This window comes from Halomonas sp. C10-5 (genome assembly GCF_057169305.1).
The window spans coordinates 1509235-1526676 of record NZ_CP175665.1; the positions used below are offsets into that span (position 1 = coordinate 1509235).

The 17442-nt window shown below is 67.2% G+C and carries 15 protein-coding genes and 1 pseudogene; 8 read left to right on the forward strand and 8 right to left on the reverse strand.

What is annotated here, in order from left to right:
* The first annotated feature begins 5 nt into the window (after nt 1-5).
* Complete coding sequence (locus ACJ7IV_RS07030) at nt 6-998, forward strand: adenosine deaminase (RefSeq protein WP_483866373.1); 993 nt, start codon at nt 6-8, stop codon at nt 996-998.
* A 137-nt stretch (nt 999-1135) separates the two neighbouring features.
* On the opposite strand, the gene ACJ7IV_RS07035 is transcribed toward ACJ7IV_RS07030, so the two are convergent.
* The gene (locus ACJ7IV_RS07035) at nt 1136-2125 is read right to left on the reverse strand and encodes a cytochrome-c peroxidase (RefSeq protein WP_483866374.1); all 990 of its coding nucleotides are present in this window, start codon (nt 2123-2125) and stop codon (nt 1136-1138) included.
* A 232-nt stretch (nt 2126-2357) separates the two neighbouring features.
* Here ACJ7IV_RS07035 and msrP point away from each other — a divergent pair, with 232 nt between their 5' ends.
* Both msrP and ACJ7IV_RS07045 read left to right on the forward strand, forming a co-directional pair.
* Entirely contained in the window at nt 2358-3323 is a 966-nt protein-coding gene (gene msrP / locus ACJ7IV_RS07040; protein WP_483866375.1) for a protein-methionine-sulfoxide reductase catalytic subunit MsrP, read from the forward strand.
* A gap of 14 nt (nt 3324-3337) precedes the next feature.
* Nucleotides 3338-3937, forward strand: coding sequence for a protein-methionine-sulfoxide reductase heme-binding subunit MsrQ (locus tag ACJ7IV_RS07045; RefSeq protein WP_483866376.1), 600 nt, complete (start codon nt 3338-3340; stop codon nt 3935-3937).
* Nucleotides 3938-4006: 69 nt separating this feature from the next.
* Here the strand turns inward: ACJ7IV_RS07045 and ACJ7IV_RS07050 are convergent, their stop codons facing one another.
* From ACJ7IV_RS07050 to xdhA, 5 genes are all read right to left on the reverse strand, one after another.
* Entirely contained in the window at nt 4007-5374 is a 1368-nt protein-coding gene (locus ACJ7IV_RS07050; RefSeq protein WP_282040279.1) for an NCS2 family permease, read from the reverse strand.
* 36 nt (nt 5375-5410) lie between these two features.
* Nucleotides 5411-6730, reverse strand: a complete 1320-nt coding sequence (gene guaD / locus ACJ7IV_RS07055) for a guanine deaminase (protein WP_483866377.1) — start codon at nt 6728-6730, stop codon at nt 5411-5413.
* Nucleotides 6731-6910: 180 nt separating this feature from the next.
* Entirely contained in the window at nt 6911-7756 is an 846-nt protein-coding gene (gene xdhC, locus ACJ7IV_RS07060) for a xanthine dehydrogenase accessory protein XdhC (RefSeq protein WP_483866378.1), read from the reverse strand.
* Nucleotides 7753-10254: a xanthine dehydrogenase molybdopterin binding subunit gene (gene xdhB / locus ACJ7IV_RS07065; RefSeq protein WP_483866379.1), complete on the reverse strand. Its 2502-nt coding sequence runs from the start codon at nt 10252-10254 to the stop codon at nt 7753-7755. Before xdhB ends, xdhC begins: the two co-directional genes overlap by 4 nt.
* The gene (gene xdhA, locus ACJ7IV_RS07070; RefSeq protein ID WP_483866380.1) at nt 10238-11734 is read right to left on the reverse strand and encodes a xanthine dehydrogenase small subunit; all 1497 of its coding nucleotides are present in this window, start codon (nt 11732-11734) and stop codon (nt 10238-10240) included. The genes xdhB and xdhA overlap by 17 nt, the downstream gene beginning before the upstream one ends.
* Nucleotides 11735-11923: 189 nt before the next feature.
* On the opposite strand from xdhA, the gene ACJ7IV_RS07075 reads away from it, so the two are divergent.
* The 5 genes from ACJ7IV_RS07075 (at nt 11924) to ACJ7IV_RS07095 (ending at nt 15598) form a co-directional block, all read left to right on the forward strand.
* On the forward strand, nt 11924-12592 hold the full coding sequence (locus ACJ7IV_RS07075) for a TetR family transcriptional regulator C-terminal domain-containing protein (protein WP_483866381.1): 669 nt from the start codon (nt 11924-11926) through the stop codon (nt 12590-12592).
* A gap of 41 nt (nt 12593-12633) precedes the next feature.
* Nucleotides 12634-12822, forward strand: coding sequence for a hypothetical protein (locus tag ACJ7IV_RS07080; RefSeq protein WP_161432287.1), 189 nt, complete (start codon nt 12634-12636; stop codon nt 12820-12822).
* Nucleotides 12807-13109: a type II toxin-antitoxin system RelE/ParE family toxin gene (locus ACJ7IV_RS07085; RefSeq protein ID WP_081712078.1), complete on the forward strand. Its 303-nt coding sequence runs from the start codon at nt 12807-12809 to the stop codon at nt 13107-13109. The genes ACJ7IV_RS07080 and ACJ7IV_RS07085 overlap by 16 nt, the downstream gene beginning before the upstream one ends.
* A 75-nt stretch (nt 13110-13184) precedes the next feature.
* Nucleotides 13185-15299, forward strand: a complete 2115-nt coding sequence (gene hrpB, locus ACJ7IV_RS07090) for an ATP-dependent helicase HrpB (protein WP_483866556.1) — start codon at nt 13185-13187, stop codon at nt 15297-15299.
* Nucleotides 15269-15598 (forward strand): ATP-dependent helicase C-terminal domain-containing protein, encoded by a 330-nt coding sequence (locus ACJ7IV_RS07095; protein ID WP_483866557.1) that lies wholly within the window; start codon nt 15269-15271, stop codon nt 15596-15598. Before hrpB ends, ACJ7IV_RS07095 begins: the two co-directional genes overlap by 31 nt.
* A 517-nt stretch (nt 15599-16115) precedes the next feature.
* Here the strand turns inward: ACJ7IV_RS07095 and ACJ7IV_RS07100 are convergent.
* Both ACJ7IV_RS07100 and ACJ7IV_RS07105 read right to left on the reverse strand, forming a co-directional pair.
* Nucleotides 16116-16571, reverse strand: a pseudogene (locus tag ACJ7IV_RS07100) (IS630 family transposase).
* A gap of 129 nt (nt 16572-16700) precedes the next feature.
* Nucleotides 16701-16994, reverse strand: a complete 294-nt coding sequence (locus tag ACJ7IV_RS07105; protein WP_483866382.1) for a transposase — start codon at nt 16992-16994, stop codon at nt 16701-16703.
* Nucleotides 16995-17442 lie beyond the last annotated feature (448 nt).

Here is a 17442-nt window from a genome sequence, read left to right on the forward strand (position 1 = left end):
GAACCATGCGTGACTTCCTGACCCGCCTGCCCAAGGCCGAGCTGCACCTGCATATCGAGGGCTCGCTGGAGCCCGAGCTGATGTTCGCCCTGGCCGAGCGCAACGGGATCGCGCTGCCTTATGCCACGGTGGAGGAGGTGCGCGCCGCCTACGACTTCTCGGACCTGCAGTCCTTCCTGGACCTCTACTATCAGGGCATGAGCGTGCTGCAGACCGCCCAGGACTTCCATGACCTGGCCATGGACTACTTCCGACGCGCCCACGCCGAGGGGGTGGTCCACGTGGAGATGCACTTCGACCCCCAGGCGCACCTGGCACGCGGCATCGAGCTTCAGGTGGTGATGGAGGGGCTCTCCCTGGCGCGGCGTGAAGCCGCCCGCGAACTGGGGCTCTCCACCGCCCTGATCATGGCCTTCCTGCGCGACCGCGACGCCGACGAGGCGCTCAAGGTGCTGGAAGAGGCCGCCCCCTACTGGGAGATGCTCGACGCCGTGGGGCTGGACAGCGCCGAGCAGGGCAACCCGCCGGAGAAGTTTGCCGAGGTATTCGAGCGGGCCCGGTGCCTGGGGATCCCGCGGGTGGCCCATGCCGGCGAGGAGGGGCCTCCCGCCTATATCCGTGGGGCGCTGGACCACCTCGGCGTGTGTCGCATCGACCATGGGGTGCGCTGCCTGGAGGATCCCGAGCTGGTCGCCCGGCTGCGTGACGAACAGACGGTGCTCACCGTCTGCCCGCTTTCCAATGTGCGCCTCAAGGTGGTCGAACGCCTCGAGGATCATCCGCTGCCGCGCCTGCTCGCCGAGGGGCTCAATGTCACCCTCAACTCCGATGACCCGGCCTACTTCGGTGGTGGCATGCTGGAGAACTTCCTCGCCTGCCAGCGTGCCTTCGGCTGGGACGAGGCTACCTTCCGCCGTCTGGCCGGCAACGCCATCGAGGCGGCCTGCGTCGACGAGGCCCGCCGCGACGAGTTGCGCCGGCTGCTGGCCGAGGCGTAGGCACTGGCTCGCACACTACCTCACGACGAGTGGTGTAACACGGTGGCGAAACACGACGCGGCCCCGGGATAGCTCCTCGGGGCCGCGTTGCATTCCATGTTCCTCAAGGGCCGGGCCGCAACAGCCCGGCGCCAGGGTCACGGCAGGGCCGGCACCTCGTAGTCTGGCTGCCCGCCGGTCAGGCTGTGCAGGAAGGCGGTGATGTCGGCGATGGTCTGCTCCTCGAAGTCGCGACCCAGCATCTCCTTACCCATGATGGCCACGGCCTCCTCGAGGGTCTCGGTGGCGCCGTTGTTCATGTAGGGGTAGGTGACTGCCACGTTGCGCAGGGTCGGGGTGCGGAAGCGATGGCGGTCGCTCTCCTCGCCGGTGACGTCGAAGCGGCCGACATCGGTGGAGCCGGGTACCTGGATGCGGTGGAACTGACTGTCGGTCAGCGCCGGGCCGCGGTGGCAGGCGATGCAACCGTTGTCCACGAAGGCCACCATGCCGTCCTTCTGCTGGTCGCTCAGGGCGTCCAGATCGCCGTGCAGGTAACGGTCGAAGGGCGAGTCCGGGGTATTGAGGGTGCGCTCGAAGCTGGCGATGGCGTGGGCCAGGTTATCGGCGCTGATCGGGTCCTCATCGTCCGGGAAGGCCGCGGCGAACTTCTGCTGGTAGACCTCGAACCCCTCCAGGCGCTCCAGGGCCTGATCCAGATCCATGGCCATCTCCACGTCGGCCTCGATGGGACCGACTGCCTGGCCCTCCAGGTCCGGCTCGCGGCCATCCCAGAACTGCGAGCCCAGGAAGCCGGAGTTGAGCACCGTGGGGGTGTTGCGCTCGCCGATCTGGCCGTCGTGGCCGGTGGCCCGCGGGATACGGTCGGTCCAGCCCAGCGCCGGGTTATGGCAAGTGGCGCAGCTGATCACCCCGCTGGAGGAGATGCGTGGCTCGAAGAACAGCATGTTACCGAGCTCCACCTTGGCGTCGGTGAGGGAGTTGTCCGCCGGAATCGCCGGCAGGTGCGGCAGCGGTTCGAAGCGGTCGCGATAGTCGCCGAGGCCGTCATCGGCCAGGGCCGGGGTCGAGATGGCGAGGGCCGAGCCGATGGTGACGGCCGTGGCCAGCAGGCGCTTGTTGTACATGATGATTCCCCTTTGTGTAATGACCCGTCAGGCAGTGAAGCCGTTAATCGATGGTTAACGTTCTATCTGCCAGTTAGGCAGTAATCTTGTGTCTAATCAACCTAGCGCAGTACTCGGATAAGGACGCTGCTTGATCTGCATCAAGAAATTGCCCCGATAGGGATTGCCGTCTGGACCGGTCACGCCGGGTCATGGAAGCTGGCGCAATATTCCTTCCTATGGGAGAGATGCCATGGCCCGTTACCGCTACCCCGTCATTGCCGAATCCGAGGTGACGCCAAGAGAGCTGTTTCGCCAGCGACGGCGCTTTATCCAGGGCGGGGCGGCCCTGGGCGCCGCGGCGTTGGCGCCGGGGCTGCTGCTGCCGAGCAGCGCCTACGCCTGGCAGGAGAGCCTGGCCGACAGGCTCGAAGGCGACCTGCCATCACGTGGATTCGCCGGTGGCGAGACCCTTACGCCCCGCAAGGATGCCACCGCCTACAACAACTTCTACGAGCTCGGGGTCCGCAAGAGTGATCCCGAGGTCTATGCCCACAAGCTGATTACCGACCCCTGGTCACTCACCATCGATGGCGAGGTGGGCAAGCCCGGCACCCTGGCGCTGGAGGAGGTGCTGAAGCGTGAGACCCTGGAGGAGCGTATCTATCGGCTGCGCTGCGTCGAGGCGTGGTCCATGGTGATTCCCTGGGTCGGCTTCCCGCTGGCTGACCTGCTCAAGCGCCACGCCCCCACCTCCCGGGCCCGCTACGTGCACTTCGAGTCGATCCATGATCCCGAGAACCTGCGTGGCCAGAAGAGCTCGATCCTCGACTGGCCCTACCGTGAGGCGCTGCGTATCGACGAGGCGATGCATCCGCTTACCCTGCTGGCGGTGGGCATGTACGGCGAGGTGATGCCCAACCAGAACGGCGCACCGATCCGCCTGGTGGTGCCCTGGAAGTACGGTTTCAAGAGCATCAAGGCGGTGGTGCGCATCACCCTCACCGAGGAGCGGCCGGTGAGCGCCTGGATGGAGCAGAACCCCGAGGAGTATGGCTTCTACGCCAACGTCAATCCCGAGGTGGATCACCCACGCTGGAGCCAGGCGCGGGAGCGGCGTATCGGCAAGCGCGGCAAGCGCGAGACGCTGATGTTCAACGGCTATGCCGAGGAGGTCGCCGAGCTCTACGCCGGTATGGACCTGAACGAGCACTTCTGACGACGGGGAGTCTCATGTCGATCGCCAATGGCCCGGTGTTGATGTTCCGCCTGCTGGTGCTGGCGTCTGGCCTGCTGCCGGCGCTGTGGCTCGCCTGGCGCTGGGGGCAGGATGACCTCGGCGTCGTCCCCGAGGAGGCGGTGGTGCACCTGACCGGGCGCACCGGCCTGGTCCTGCTGCTGGCCACCATCGCCTTCAGCCCCGCCTTCCGGCTCACCGGCTGGGTAGGCATCATGATCGCCCGACGCCAGATGGGGCTATGGGCCTTCGCCTGGCTCTGCGCCCACGCCCTGGCGTGGATGGGGCTGGAACAATACTGGGCCTGGGAGTGGATCTGGCACGACATGTGGGACCTGCCCTATGTGCGCTATGGGGTGGTGGGCCTTGTGCTGCTGGTGCCGCTGGCGCTCACCTCCTTCCGGCGAGTGCGTCAGGTCATGGGGGAGCGCGCCTGGCACTGGCTGCATCGCCTGGTCTACGTCTCGGCGGCGCTGGGTGCCACTCACCTGTGGATCCTGACCCGGGCGGACTATCGACTGCCGATGCTGGTGGTCGCCGTGCTCGCCGCCCTGGTGCTGTTCCGGCTGGTGGATGCGGCCCTGCAGCGTCGCTGATCGACGCCTCCTGAATGCCGAAGGGCCGCCCGCGGGCGGCCCTTCGACGTGGTGAGAGGGGGGGCGTGCTCAGGTGGTGGCGAGCAGTACCACGCAGAGGGCCGCGGAGACCCACATGGCAGGGCGGATCTCGCCGGCCTTGCCGGTGGCTAGCTTGATCAGCACGTAGCTCAGGAAACCGAAGGCGATCCCCAGGGTGATCGAGTAGGTGAGGGGCATCAGGATGATCGCCAGGAAGGCGGGGAAGGCCTCCTCGTAGCGGCTCCAGTCGATGCGGCCGATGGGCGAGAGCATGAAGAGCCCCACCAGCACCAGCGCCGGGGCGGTAGCGATGCCGGGCACCAGTGACAGCAGCGGCGACAGGAACAGGAAGGGCAGGAAGAGCAGGGCGATGGTCACCGCCACCAGGCCGGTGCGCCCGCCCTGGGCGACGCCGGCGCCGGACTCGATGAAGGTCTGGGCGGCGCTGGTGCCGAGCGGCGCGGCGATCATCGAGGCGAAGGCGTCCACGGTCATGGAGCGCTTGAGGTTGCGCGGGTTACCGTCCTTGTCCTTGAGGTCCGCCGACTCCGAGAGCGCCATGAAGCAGGAGAGGGCGTCGAAGAAGTTGGTGAACAGCATCACGAAGATGAAGGGCAGGTAGGCGACCTTGAGTGCGCCCCAGATGTCGACCTGCATCACCGCGCCGAAGTCGGGCCAGGCGGCCAGGCCGCTCCACTCCACCACCATCTCGCCGCCCCACAGCCGGCCCATGGGGGTGGCCAGCAGGGTGGTCAGGGCGATGCCCAGGATCAGGGCGCCGTTCATGCGCAGGATCACCATCACCGCGGTGGCCATCAGGCCGATGAAGAAGGTCACCAGGCCCGGGCCGAAGCTGCCCAGCGTCACCAGGGTGGCGTCGCTGCCGACGATGAAGCCGGCGTTCTTGAGCCCGATGAAGGTGATGAACAGGCCGATGCCGCAGGTGATGGCATAGCGCAGCGAGGCGGGGATTGCCTCGATGATCGCCTTGCGCACGTTGAACACCGCGAGCAGGGCGAACAGCACCCCGGACCAGAAGACGCAGCCCAGGGCCACCTCCCAGGAGAGGCCGGCGCCCAGCACCAGGGTGTAGGTGAACAGCGCGTTCATGCCCATGCCTGGGGCCACCAGGATGGGGTTGCGGGCGTAGAGGCCCATGGCCAGGCTGCTCATGAAGCTGATCAGCACCGTGGCGGAGAGCGCCGCGGAGAAGGGGATGCCGGCCTCGGAGAGGATCGCCGGGTTCACCACGATGATATACATCGAGGCCAGGAAGGTGGCGATGCCGGCGAGGATCTCGGTCCTGAGGCTGGAGCCGCGTCGGCTGACGCCGAAGAAGCGGTCGAGCCAGGGGGCGTCGGAGGTTGAGGCGGCGGTGGCCGCCTCGCCGGGCAGGGAGGAGGTCTCGGTTGTCATGTCGAACCCGTTGTTGTTGTGAGTGAAGTTTGTCAGTCAGTCGTCGCGGCGGTGCTGTAGGCGCCCGGCCGCCCAGGTCTCGGCCACGCTGCGGTCGTCGCCCATCATCATCAGCGCGAAGAGGGTCTCGGCCAGGCTCCGGCTGCGCGCGGTGCGCCGCGCCAGCAGCGGCGTGGCGGCGGGGTCGAGGACCACCAGGTCGGCGTCCATGCCCGGCGCCAGGCGGCCGATGCGGTCATCCAGCGAGAGCGCCCGGGCGTTGCCCAGAGTCAGGCCGTAAAGTCCCTGCCAGGCGGTGAGCGGCTGGCCGCGCAGCTGGCCCACCTGGTAGGCGGCCTTGAGCGTGGCGAGCCCCGAGAGGTCGGTGCCGCCCCCCACGTCGCTGGCGTAGGTGACGTTGAGCCCCATCTCCCGGGCGGCCTGGCGGTCGAAGAGGCCGCTGCCCAGGAAGAGGTTGGAGCTCGGGCAGAAGGCGAGGTTGGCGCCGCGCGCGGCGAGCCGCCCGCGCATCTCCTGGTCGAGGTGGATGCCGTGGGCGAAGGTGCTGCGCGGGCCCACCAGGCCGGAGCGCTCGTAGACCTCCAGGTAGTCGCGGCTGCCGGGGAAGAGCTCGGCCACCCAGTCGAGCTCGCCGGTGTTCTCGGCGAGGTGGGTCTGCAGCCAGAGGCTTTCGTCGTTGCACAGCAGCGCGCCGGTGGCGTCGAGCTGTGCGCGGGTGGAGGTGGGGGCGAAGCGCGGGGTCAGGCTGTAGCCGAGGCGACCCTTGCCGTGCCACTCATTGATCAGCCGCTCGCTGTCGCGGATGCCGCCCACCACGTCGTCGGTGAGCCCCTCAGGCGCGTGGCGGTCCATCAGCACCTTGCCGGCGAGCATGCAGAGGCCGCGGCGGTGGCTGGCTGCGAAGAAGGCGTCCACCGAGGCGGGGTGGCTCGAGCAGAACACCTGAGCGGTGGTGGTGCCGACTCGCAGCAGCTCGTCGAGGAAGGCCTCGGAGAGTGCGGCGGCGTGGTCGGGGTCGGCGAAGCGCAGCTCCTCGGGGAAGGTGTAGTCGTTCAGCCAGTCGAGCAGCTGGCGCCCGTAGGAGGCGATGATCTCCAGCTGCACGTAGTGGACATGGCTGTCGATAAAGCCGGGGGTGATCAGCTTGCCGCGGTGGTCGACCACCTCGATGCCGGGGGGCAGTAGGGGGGCCAGGGTGGCATAGTCGTCCACGGCGCGAATACGGCCGTTCTCGATCCATACCGCGCCATCGGGGTGGTGGCGCACGCTGCCCGGCGCAGGGGTGTCGTCGTCGCCGGGATCGGCATCGAAGCTCAGCAGTTCGGCGCGCAGCACGCGCGAGTCGTTTTTCGTCATCTTTTGGGCTCGTTTGTTACCGCCATCGGGCTCATCCGGCAACAGGCCTTCGAGGAGGAGCTGTGAATCCTTCCCTGGACGCTACATTTGCCATCATTGGCAAATGACCTCCTCTTCGGCCTATTCCCGGCGCCCGCTGGCCATCGTTTCGGGGCACAGTGGATCGTTCGGGGTCGCCGGCTAGAACAGGTCACGCAGCACGGCGGGGTCCAGGCCGCGCTGGTCGGGGCGCTCAGCGTCGGCCGTCAGCGGCAGCAGCTCGGCGAGGGTGGCAAGCGCGATGGCGTAGGGGCGCTTGTCGCCGCCCGTCCCCCCTGTCGACATGCCGATCGGGCAGCGCACCTGGGCCAGCGATTCGGCATCATGGCCGGCGTCTGACAGCCGCGAGCGGAAGCTGGCCCACTTGCTCCTTGATCCGATCAGGCCCAGCGAGGCCGTGTCGTCGCGACGCAGCAGTGCGTCCACCAGGGCGCGGTCCTCGGCGTGGTCGTGGGTCATCACCAGGGCGTGGCTGCCCGCGGGCAATTCGGCCACGGCGGCGGCTGGGTCCGGGGTGCGCCGGCACTCCAGGCGCGGGATCTCGTCGGCCCAGGCCGGGAAGGCGTCGTCGCGGCTGTCGTGCCAGATGAGCTGCCAGCCCAGGGGCTCGGCCAGGCGCACGATCTCGCGGCCGACATGGCCGGCACCGAACAGCGCCAGGGTTACGGGGCTGCCCGGGAAGACCTCGAGCAGCACGTTGACGAAGCCGCCGCAGCACTGGCCGCTGCGCCCGCCGAGGCTGAAAGCCTCGAGGCTCATGCCGGGCTCGCAGGCGGCCAGGCGCTGCCGGGCCGCCTCGATGGTCTGCCACTCGAAGGTGCCGCCGCCCAGGGTATCGAATACGGCATCCGCGGTGATCACCATCCGCGCCCCGGGCTCCCGCGGGGTGGAGCCGGCGCTGGTCACCTGGGTGGCCAGGGCGTGGGGCACCCCCGCGCGCTGCAGCCGGTGCAGGGCGGCATGCCAGCTCTCGGCATGGGTGCTCATGGCGTCGACTCCCCGCGGCGGCGCAGCGCCTCGGCGGCCATCAAGACCCGCTCCGGGGTGGCCGGGGTGTCCAGCCGCGGCGACTCGCGGTAGTCGGTGAGGCTCGCCAGTGCGTCGCGCAGCGCCGACCATACCGAGATGGCCAGCATGAAGGGCGGCTCGCCCACCGCCTTGGAGCGGTAGAGGCTCGCCATGGAGTTGGGGTGGCCCTCCATCAGCGCGACATTGAAGCGCGGCGGCAGGTCACCGAAGGTGGGGATCTTGTAGGTGGCCGGGCCATCGGAGATCAGTCGTCCGCCCTCGTTCCACCTGAGCTCCTCGCTGGTGAGCCAGCCCATGCCCTGGATGAAGCCGCCCTCCACCTGGCCGGCGTCGATGGCCGGATTGAGGGAGTCACCCACGTCGTGGAGGATGTCGACTCCCTCTACCCGGTACTCGCCGCTCAGGGTGTCCACGCGCACCTCGGCCACCGCGGCGCCGAAGGCGTAGTAGTAGAACGGGCGCCCCTGGCCGGTCTGGCGGTCATAGTGGATCAGCGGGGTGGCGTAGAAGCCTTTCTCGGAGAGCGAGACCCGCCCGAAGTAGGCCGTCTGCACCAGCTCGCCCCAGGGGATGCGCCGCTCGCTCTCACCCCAGCCCGCCACCAGGTGGCCGTCCTCCAGGCGCATGCCTTCGCGGTCGAGGGCATGCCCTTGATAAAAGTGCTCGGCGGCGAAGTCGAACAGGCGCTCCTTGAGCCTCAGGCAGGCGTCCCGGGCGGCCATGCCGTTGAGGTCGGCGCCGCTGGAGGCGGCGGTGGGCGAGGTGTTGGGCACCTTGTCGGTGCGCGTGGCGGTAATGCGCACGGCGTCGAGGTCGAGGCCCAGCTCCCGGGCCACCACCTGGCAGATCTTGGTGTGCAGGCCCTGGCCCATCTCGGTGCCGCCGTGGTTGATCTGCACGCTGCCGTCGGTATAGACGTGGAGCAGGGCGCCCGCCTGGTTGAGGTGCTGGGCGGTGAAGGAGATGCCGAACTTCACCGGAGTGAGCGCCAGGCCGCGCTTGACCACCGGGCTCTGGGCGTTGAAGGCGGCGATCTCGCTACGGCGTGTCCAGTAGTCGCTGCTCGCCTCCAGCCGCGCCACCAGCTCATGCAGCAGGCCGAGCTGCTCCACGCTCTGGCCATAGTGGGTAACGTCCCGACCCTGGCGATAGAGGTTGCGCTTGCGGATGGTCAGCGGGTCCTCGCCCACGTGCCGGGCGATGTCGTCCATGGCCGCCTCGATCACCATCATCCCCTGGGGGCCGCCGAAGCCGCGGAAGGCGGTGTTGGAGGCGAAATGGGTACGCGCCCGATGGCCGGTGACCCGCGCCTGGCCCAGGGAGTAGGCGTTGTCGGCGTGGAACATGGCGCGGTCGACGATGGCATCGGAGAGGTCAGGGGAGTAGCCGCAGTCGCCGATCACGGTGATCTCGCCGCCCTGGATCACGCCCTGCGCGTCCACCCCCAGCCGGTAGCGGTTGTGGAAGGGGTGGCGCTTGCCGGTGACCCGCATGTCCTCGCCGCGGGGCAGGCGCAGCTTGGCCGCGCGGCCAGTGCGTCGGCTGATCAGGGCGGCCATGCAGGCCCAGGGCGAGGCCTGGGTCTCCTTGCCGCCGAAGCCGCCGCCCATGCGGCGCACCTCCACGGTAACCGCATGCAGGGGTACGCCCAGCACCTCGGCCACCAGCTTCTGGGTCTCGCTGGGGTGCTGGTTGGAGGTGTGCACCACCACGCCCTCGTCCTCGGTAGGGGTGACCAGGCAGGCCTGGCCCTCCAGATAGAAGTGCTCCTGGCCGCCGACGAACTGCTCGCCGGTCACCGTCAGGGCGGCGTCCTCCAGGCTGGACGCCCAGTCGCCGCGCTCCTGGACATGGGTGGGGCGCACGAACTCGCCGCGCTCGGTAGCGGCCACCGGGTCGAGGCTCGCCGGGTGCTCGTCGATCTCCACGACACCGGCATCAAGGGCCGCCTTCACCGCTTCCCGGGCGGCGCGATGGCTCTCGGCGGCCACCGCGAAGAGCACCTGGCCGGCGTAGCTGATCTCCTCCTCCACGAAGAGCGGGTCGCCGGGGAAGACCGGCCCGATGTCGGTGTGGCCGGGCACGTCGGGAAAGCCTACGGCGTCCACCACGCCGGGCAGGGCGCGGACCCGGTCGAGGTCGAGGCGAGTCAGGCGGCCATGAGCCACCGGCGAGAGGGCGAGCGCCAGGTGCAGGTAGTCCGCCGGCACCTTGAGGTCGTCGATGTAGGCGGCCCGGCCGGTGACGTGCTTGATGGCGCTCTCGTGGGCACGGGCGCTGCCGGCGCCACCTTGGCCCAGGGTCTCGCGAGCGACCGGGCCCGAGCCCTGGATACGCCCCTCGAGGTCGCGGCGTGCCGCGGCGGCGTTGCTATCGAGGTCATCGGGGCGGGTGTCGGGTGCCTGAGCCGGCGCGGCTTCGGGCGCCTGGGTCGAAAGCCTAGTGAGCGTACGCATCGAGCATCACCTCCCGGGCGCTGGTGGAAGTCGTGTCCTGGCCATCGGCGGTCACCACCAGGCGCAGGCGTTCGAGCAGGTTGGCGGCGGAGAGGCGGCGGTAATCGGCGCTGCCACGCACATCGCTCATGGGCTGGAAGTCCTCCGCAAGGGCGGCACGGGCCGCCGCGAAGGACGCCTCGCTGGGCGCCTGCCCCTCCAGGGCCGCCTCGGCGGCCGCGGCGCGCTTGGGGGTCGCCGCCATGCCGCCGAAGGCGAGGCGCACGTCGCGCAGCACGCCCTCCTCGAGGCGCCAGGCGAAGGCTCCGAGCACCGCAGAGATATCGTCCTCGCGCCGCTTGGAGAGCTTCCAGACCTTCAGGTGTCGTCCCGCCTCTGGCCTGGGCAGGAAGATGGCGCGGATCACCTCGCCTTCGCACTCCCTGTCCTGGTTCAGGGCGGTCTTCTTGTAGTCGAGGAAGAAGTCGTCGAGGGGCAGCTCGCGTTCACCCTTCGGTCCGGCGAGCCATAGCCGCGCGCCCAGGGCGAGCAGCACCGGCGGGGTGTCGCCGATGGGGGAAGCGTTGGCGATGTTGCCGCCCAGGGTACCGCGGTTGCGCACCTGGGCCGAGCCCAGACGATGCAGCAGGTGGGCGAAGGCCGGGTAGTGCTCGGCGAGCAGCGGCTCGAGCCGCGCATAGGTCACCGCGCCGCCGATCCACCAGCCGGCGCGGCCATCCGCGAGGGTGGTTTCCTCGAGGGTAGCGAGCTCGGCCACCCGGGTGACGTCCACCACCCGCGGGAAGCGGGCAAGGCGCTGGGTCACCTCGAGCCACAGGTCGGTGCCGCCGGCGACGAGCGGCGCCTCGGGGTGGGCGCGGCGCTCGGCGACCAGTGCCTCCAGGGTCGTGGGCTGGACGAAGGCCGCCTCGGGCGCTGCCTCCTGCGGCGGGGCTGCGGCATCCACGGCGAGGTCGAGCCACTCGGCGCGCGCCTCGGGATAGTCGCCCATGGCCAGCGCCGCATCGCGGATCGGGCGGTAGCCGGTGCAGCGGCAGAGGTTGCCGCCCAGCGCCGCCTCCAGACGCTCGGGGGTCAGGGGCGCCGGACGCTCTCCATCTCCCCGTCGCTGGCTTTCATGCAGGGTGAAGAGCGACATCACGATGCCTGGGGTGCAGAAGCCGCACTGGCTGCCGTGGTGCTCGACCATGGCCGCCTGGGCGGGGTGCAGGGTCTCGCCCTGGGCCAGCCCCTCCACGGTGACCAGGGCACGGCCCTGTAGTTGTTGGGCCGGCGTGATGCAGGCGTTGGCGGCGTGGTAGCGGGTCTTGCCGTCGGCATCGGGCTCGCCGATGGCCACGGTGCAGGCGCCGCAGTCGCCGGAGGCGCAGCCCTCCTTGGTGCCGGTCTGTCCCAGGGTGTCGCGCAGGAGCTCGAGCACGCTGGTGTCGGGCGAGGCCTCGCACCGGCGGGGCTGCCCGTTGAGCAGAAAGTCGATCATCGTGTTGTCTCTGTTGTTGATTGCGACTCGTTGTTGCGACCGTCGATCGCGTCAGGGATTCGTCTCAGGAAATATCTTGACCATTCGGTCAGGAATGATCTCAGCATGGTCCAGATATGGGTGCTTTGCAAGCTCCCGGGGCATGCGGCAAACTCCCCCGCAACCTTTCATATGGCCAGGAGGCGCTTGATGAGCCAGGGAGATGTCCCCGCGAACCCCAGGGGGGAGGGTGGCAACGGCGCTACCCGAGAGCGCAACGAGCGCGAGATCCTGGCCGCTGCCGAGCGGGTCTTCGCCGCCCACGGCTACCGAGGCGCCAGCCTGGCCACCATCGCCGAGCAGGCGGGGCTGCCCAAGTCCAATGTGCTCTACTACATGGGTAGCAAGCGGGGCCTCTACGTTCGACTGCTGGAGCGGATGATGGCGCGCTGGAACGCCCTGCTCGACGACATCTCGGTGGACGACGACCCGGCCGAGGTGCTTGAGGCCTTCATCCGCAGCAAGATGCAGCTCTCCCGGCGCCACCCCGAAGGCTCGCGGCTCTTCGCCGCCGAGATCCTGGGTGGCGCCCCCTTCCTGCAGGAGTACCTGCGCGGCGACCTGCGCGACTGGGTCCAGGCGCGCGCGGCGATCTTCCGTCAGTGGGCCGAGCGCGGCCTGATGGATCCGGTGGATCCGGTATGGCTGATCTTCCTGATCTGGTCGGCCACCCAGCACTACGCCGACTTCGAGGCCCAGGTGCTCGGCATTACCGACCGCGAGTCGCTGAGCGACGCCGACGTGGAGTCGATCACCGCCTTTTTGACCCTGGTGATCCTCAAGGGGTGTGGCGTGACGTCCAGGCCACAAGGCGCATGATAAGATGGCATGAAACAGGGCATGGTCGGTGGAGGCGCGACATGAACACGGCAAAGCAGGATGTACGGCAGATGCTCGAATCGCTGCCCGAGGATTGCTCCCTCGAGGACATCCAGTATCACCTCTATGTCACCGAAAAGGTCCGGCGTGGTCTCACCCGAGCTGAGCATGAGGGGACCTTGAGTCAGGCACAGGTCGAGGAGAGGCTGGCCAAGTGGCTGCAACGCTAGTCTGGTCACCGGAAGCCCTCGAGGACCTTGAGCTGATCGCCGAGTACATCGAGCGTGATTCCGCGTTCTACGCATCGGCAGTGGTTGGCAAGCTGGTGGCCAAGGCGCGCGATATCGCCGAATTCCCCGACAGTGGCCGTGTTGTACCGGAATTCAAGGATCCTACCCTTCGAGAAGCCTTCGTTTATAGCTATCGTCTTGTTTATCAAAGTGGTGATGACACAGTGCTGATTGTTGCCGTCGTGCATGGTAAACGCCTTCTCGAGAACAGCGGTCGCTTCGAGTAAGCCGGCATGACGTGACTTCCCATCGAGTCCCGTCTGCCCGCCATCCAGGCGGCCCTGGCCGATCATCCCCGTGCGCTGCTGGTGGCCGAACCCGGCGCCGGCAAGACCACCCGGGTGCCGCTTTCGCTGCTCGAGGCGCCCTGGGCCTGCGAGGGGAGGTTGCTGCTGCTGGAGCCGCGGCGGGTAGCGGCGCGCCTGGCCGCCGGCTTCATGGCCGAGAGCCTGGGCGAGCAGGCCGGGGAGACCGTCGGCTACCGCATGCGCGGCGAGAGTCGCGTCGGCCCGCACACCCGCCTGGAGGTGGTCACCCAGGGGGTGCTGACCCGGATGCTCCAGGAGGACCCGCTGCTCGAAGGCGTGGCCGGCATCCTCTTCGACGAGTTCCACGAGCGCAGCCTGGAGGGGGACCTGGGCCTCGCGCTGGCGCTTGATGCCCAGTCGGTGCGCGACGACCTGCGCCTGCTGGTGATGTCGGCGACCCTGGATGTCGAGGCCCTGCTCGGGGTGCTGGGGGAGGCGACCCCGGTGATCGACTGCCCCGGGCGCAGCTACCCCGTCGAGACTCGCCACCGCGCCCTCAATGCCCGCGACGACACCGCTTCCCAGCAGGCCCGTGTGCTGCTCGAGGCCATGACGGCGCAGGCAGGCGATGCCCTGGTGATCCTGCCCGGGGTGGCGGAGATTCGCCGGCTGGCCCGGGAGCTCGCCGGCCGGGCGCCTGAGCTTGTTGTGATGGAGTTGCACGGCCGCCTGCCGTTGGAAGCCCAGCGCCGCGCCCTGCGTCCGGATCCCGAGGGGCGCCGGCGGGTGGTGCTGGCCACCGCCATCGCCGAGTCCAGCGTCACCGTGGATGGCGTGCGCCTGGTGATGGATGCCGGTCAGGAGCGGGTGCCGGTGTTCCAGCCCAGGAGCGGCCTGACGCGGCTCGAGACCCGCCGCGTCAACCGCGCCAGCGCCGACCAGCGCCGTGGTCGTGCCGGCCGCCAGGGGCCGGGCCTCTGTCTGCGGCTGTGGGCCGAGGAGCAGCCGCTGGTTCCCCATGGCGAGCCGGAGATTCGTCAGGCCGATCTGGCGCCGCTCGCCTTCGAGCTGGCCCGTTGGGGCATCACCGACCCGAGCCAGTTGGCCTGGGTAACCCCGCCACCCGCCGCGGCGCTGGCCGCCGGGCGCGAGCTGCTGCATCGCCTGGGCCTGCTTGACGACGCCTTCCATCTGACCGAACTGGGGCGCTCCGCCGCCCGCTGGCCGACCCACCCGCGGCTGGCGGCGATGCTGGAGCGTTCCCATGGGCTCGATGCGCTGCCGCTGGCCTGTGCCCTGGTGGCGCTGCTGGAGGAGCGCGGTGGTGACGAGGAGCGCGACCTGGAACGGGCGCTGCAGTCACGGTTGCGTGAGCCCCGTAGATATCGCCAGTGGTGGCGCGATACCGAGCGCCTGGTCCGGACCGCCGGTGTGCCCCTCGAGGTGGCGAGCCTGGCTCCGCTGGGGGAACTTCTGGCCGTCGCCTACCCGGAACGCATCGCCCAGCGCCTGGACGCCCCGGGCCGCTTTCGCCTGGCTTCCGGAGGACTGGCGACCCTGACGGAGGCGCACCCCCTGGCCCACGCCGAGCTGCTGGTGGCCGCCGAGCTCTCCGGCGAGGCGAGCGGGGCACGGATCTTCCGGGCGGTGGGGCTTGGCGTGGACCGGCTGGCGGCGCTCTATCCCGAGTGCACCGAGTGGCGCCCGCGCCTGGAGTGGTCCGATGAGCAGGGCCGCCTCGTCGGCGAGCAGGTGCGCGGCCTGGGGGCCGTGGTGCTCGAACGCCGCCCGCTCCAGCGGTTGCCTGCCGAGGCGGTGCGCGAGGCCCTGCTCGAGGCGCTGCGCCGCCGCGGCCTGCCACGGGACGAGTCGCTTACCCAGCTGCGCGGCCGCCTGGCGCTGCTGCGGGCGAACCTGGGCGATGACTGGCCGGAGGCCAGCGAGGAAGTGCTGCTTGCGACCCTCGCGAGTTGGCTCGGCCCGCACCTCGACGGCCTCACGCGCCTGGAGGCCGTGGAGCGCCTGCCGCTGGCTCGCCTCTTGCTGGACACCCTCGACTGGCCGCTGCGTGCCCGGCTCGACGAGCTCGCTCCCGAGCGCCTGGCGGTGCCCGACACCGGGTCGACTACGCCCCCTGTCTGGAGGGCCAGCCGCCGGTGCTGGCGGTGAAACTGCAGGAGTGCTTCGGCTGGCACGCCTCGCCGCGGGTAGCCGACGGGCGCGCGGCGGTGCTGCTGCACCTGCTCTCGCCGGCGCGGCGTCCCCTGCAGGTCACCGCCGACCTGGCGAGCTTCTGGGCGGGCGGCTACGCCGAGGTGCGCCGCGAGATGAGGGGGCGCTATCCCAAGCTAGCGCATGACTCCACTGTTGACACCCAGGTGCCTAACATAAGGCCGTTGACAGAATGTAGTCGACCTAGGATGGCATCTAGCCGAGCAATCTCTGGGGGCCGTCATCCAGCTTCCTGACTCGCTTTCTTAGCTTGGTATCGGCAATCTGCCGCCAGTCTGTCGTTTTCGGGATAAGGCCGCAGCACTCGATTACGGTTCTCGCTCTTCCCTCTCTGCTAATCCTGGATTCAATATCCGAACTTATTCAACTTAATCGTGGCTTGGTTGTTGGTAGGCTTAGCATTATTAAGCGACGTTATTAAAAAGGTCGCGACGAAATGAGGAGTCAGTTAGAAGAGTCATGGCCGTTTCCGACAGCTCGGTTATTAAATTGGTAATTATTCCACCTGTAGATAGGCGCTGCAGAGAGGAACCTTCATGATCAAATGCGATACATTGAATTAATGGTAAGCTAGCCAAGAGAAATGCTATTGACGGGTACTCAGGCCAGCGGCCGATTTCTTTAGCACCTTGGCGTAACTTCTAACGGCGTAAGCTGTGCAGTGTCTTGCGTGGCCGCGTGTCCAGTGATTCGGCGCTCGAGTTGAGTTGTTGCTGGTTGTAAACGGAAATATCCGTATCCTGTGCTAAGTGGCTATTCAAAATTAATCGCGTTATCAGATCCGTAGCTGCCGAGTAGGCGATGAACCTCGTTGTAGAGGTGCTCAAATGATAGGTAGGCACTCAACAGTAGCCATGCATACTTCATCTGCAGCCACAGAATCTCAATCAGGTTCAGCTCCGGCGAGTAAGCCGATAGGTAGACCAGGTGCACACGATGCGACATTCACTCCACTATCTTCCGCCTGAAAGCCTTGGAGCGATGCATGCTGGCATTGTCGAGCACCACGACGGCAAAGGCATCGGGGGCTTTCTGGGACACAAAAAGTTCAAACACTTCGATGATTGTCACGGTGGTCACTGAGACCGTGGTGGTATGGAAGACCAGCTTCCCGTCTCGGCTGAGGAGCCCCAGTACGTTCAGAGTTTGACTATATGAGTATGCCGTTATTTCGAAGGACTTGCCGAAGGGGCTCCACGCGTATGGCACCGGCTATGACTGGGAAAAGCCTAATTCATCAAAGTAATAGAGCTCATGCTCGCCCTGGTCTTCCCACTTGTGAAGCTCCTTGGAGAAAGCCCTGAGTGTTGCGGAAATCCGTTTCGTCGCGCTGCTCCTTCAGTGAATTCCGAACGCGCTTGAAGCTATAGCGATTTTTTTCAACGCTTGGCGAAGGGGCACCATGCTGACCGTCTTGCCGGTCTCTTCTTGAAAGCGAGCCTGCAAGGGTCGAATCTGATGAGGCTGCTCGGCGACCAGTTCCTGCAATCGCTGGTGGTAGCGATCCAGCAGGTTGCGATCGATATCCAGCCGCCTGGCAGCCTCGGAGATGGCATAACCCTCTCCTAGAACCATGTTGACAGCCTCAGCCTTGAATTCGTCGGAGTACCGACGTCGCGCCTTCTTGGTCATGAACACCTCCGATGCCTCTAGAATGAGGCTTACCGGGGTGTCCGCTCCAATTAGATCAGTTCAGCCTCACCCTCTCAGTTTGGCGCACTGGCGCCGGGAGGGTGGGGAGGACTCTATCCCATGGTGTTCCGAAAAAGGTACCGGCGCTGGCCCTCCTGCCTCCACCGTGGTGTCTAAAGTGCTGCGGTTATTCTATGAATCCAGAATGTATTACAAATCCGCTATTTAAAAATGTATTGGTTTTATATCGGCAGTATTTTATTGAAATTAAACATTATTTAGGTGCCTTTAAATGAGAGCGTATATTTTATATAAATTCTAGAGAGAATGTTTAACAAAGATCGGGCTGCAATTGATCAAGGTAATGTAAATTCCTGATTTTGTATATTTCCTGGTTAGGCAGTATTTCGCATTACATGGTGTGGTTAAGCGATATTTCACATTACAT

Bases quoted from the DNA above. Each gene is read 5' to 3' on its own strand.
- ACJ7IV_RS07080 (WP_161432287.1), top strand. From the start codon at position 12,634: ATGAACACGGCAAAGCAGGATGTACGGCAGATGCTCGAATCGCTGCCC.
- ACJ7IV_RS07030 (WP_483866373.1), top strand. From the start codon at position 6: ATGCGTGACTTCCTGACCCGCCTGCCCAAGGCCGAGCTGCACCTGCAT.
- msrP (WP_483866375.1), top strand. From the start codon at position 2,358: ATGGCCCGTTACCGCTACCCCGTCATTGCCGAATCCGAGGTGACGCCA.
- ACJ7IV_RS07105 (WP_483866382.1), bottom strand. From the start codon at position 16,994: ATGACCAAGAAGGCGCGACGTCGGTACTCCGACGAATTCAAGGCTGAG.
- ACJ7IV_RS07075 (WP_483866381.1), top strand. From the start codon at position 11,924: ATGAGCCAGGGAGATGTCCCCGCGAACCCCAGGGGGGAGGGTGGCAAC.
- guaD (WP_483866377.1), bottom strand. From the start codon at position 6,730: ATGACGAAAAACGACTCGCGCGTGCTGCGCGCCGAACTGCTGAGCTTC.
- ACJ7IV_RS07045 (WP_483866376.1), top strand. From the start codon at position 3,338: ATGTCGATCGCCAATGGCCCGGTGTTGATGTTCCGCCTGCTGGTGCTG.
- ACJ7IV_RS07035 (WP_483866374.1), bottom strand. From the start codon at position 2,125: ATGTACAACAAGCGCCTGCTGGCCACGGCCGTCACCATCGGCTCGGCC.
- xdhB (WP_483866379.1), bottom strand. From the start codon at position 10,254: ATGCGTACGCTCACTAGGCTTTCGACCCAGGCGCCCGAAGCCGCGCCG.
- ACJ7IV_RS07050 (WP_282040279.1), bottom strand. From the start codon at position 5,374: ATGACAACCGAGACCTCCTCCCTGCCCGGCGAGGCGGCCACCGCCGCC.
- xdhA (WP_483866380.1), bottom strand. From the start codon at position 11,734: ATGATCGACTTTCTGCTCAACGGGCAGCCCCGCCGGTGCGAGGCCTCG.
- xdhC (WP_483866378.1), bottom strand. From the start codon at position 7,756: ATGAGCACCCATGCCGAGAGCTGGCATGCCGCCCTGCACCGGCTGCAG.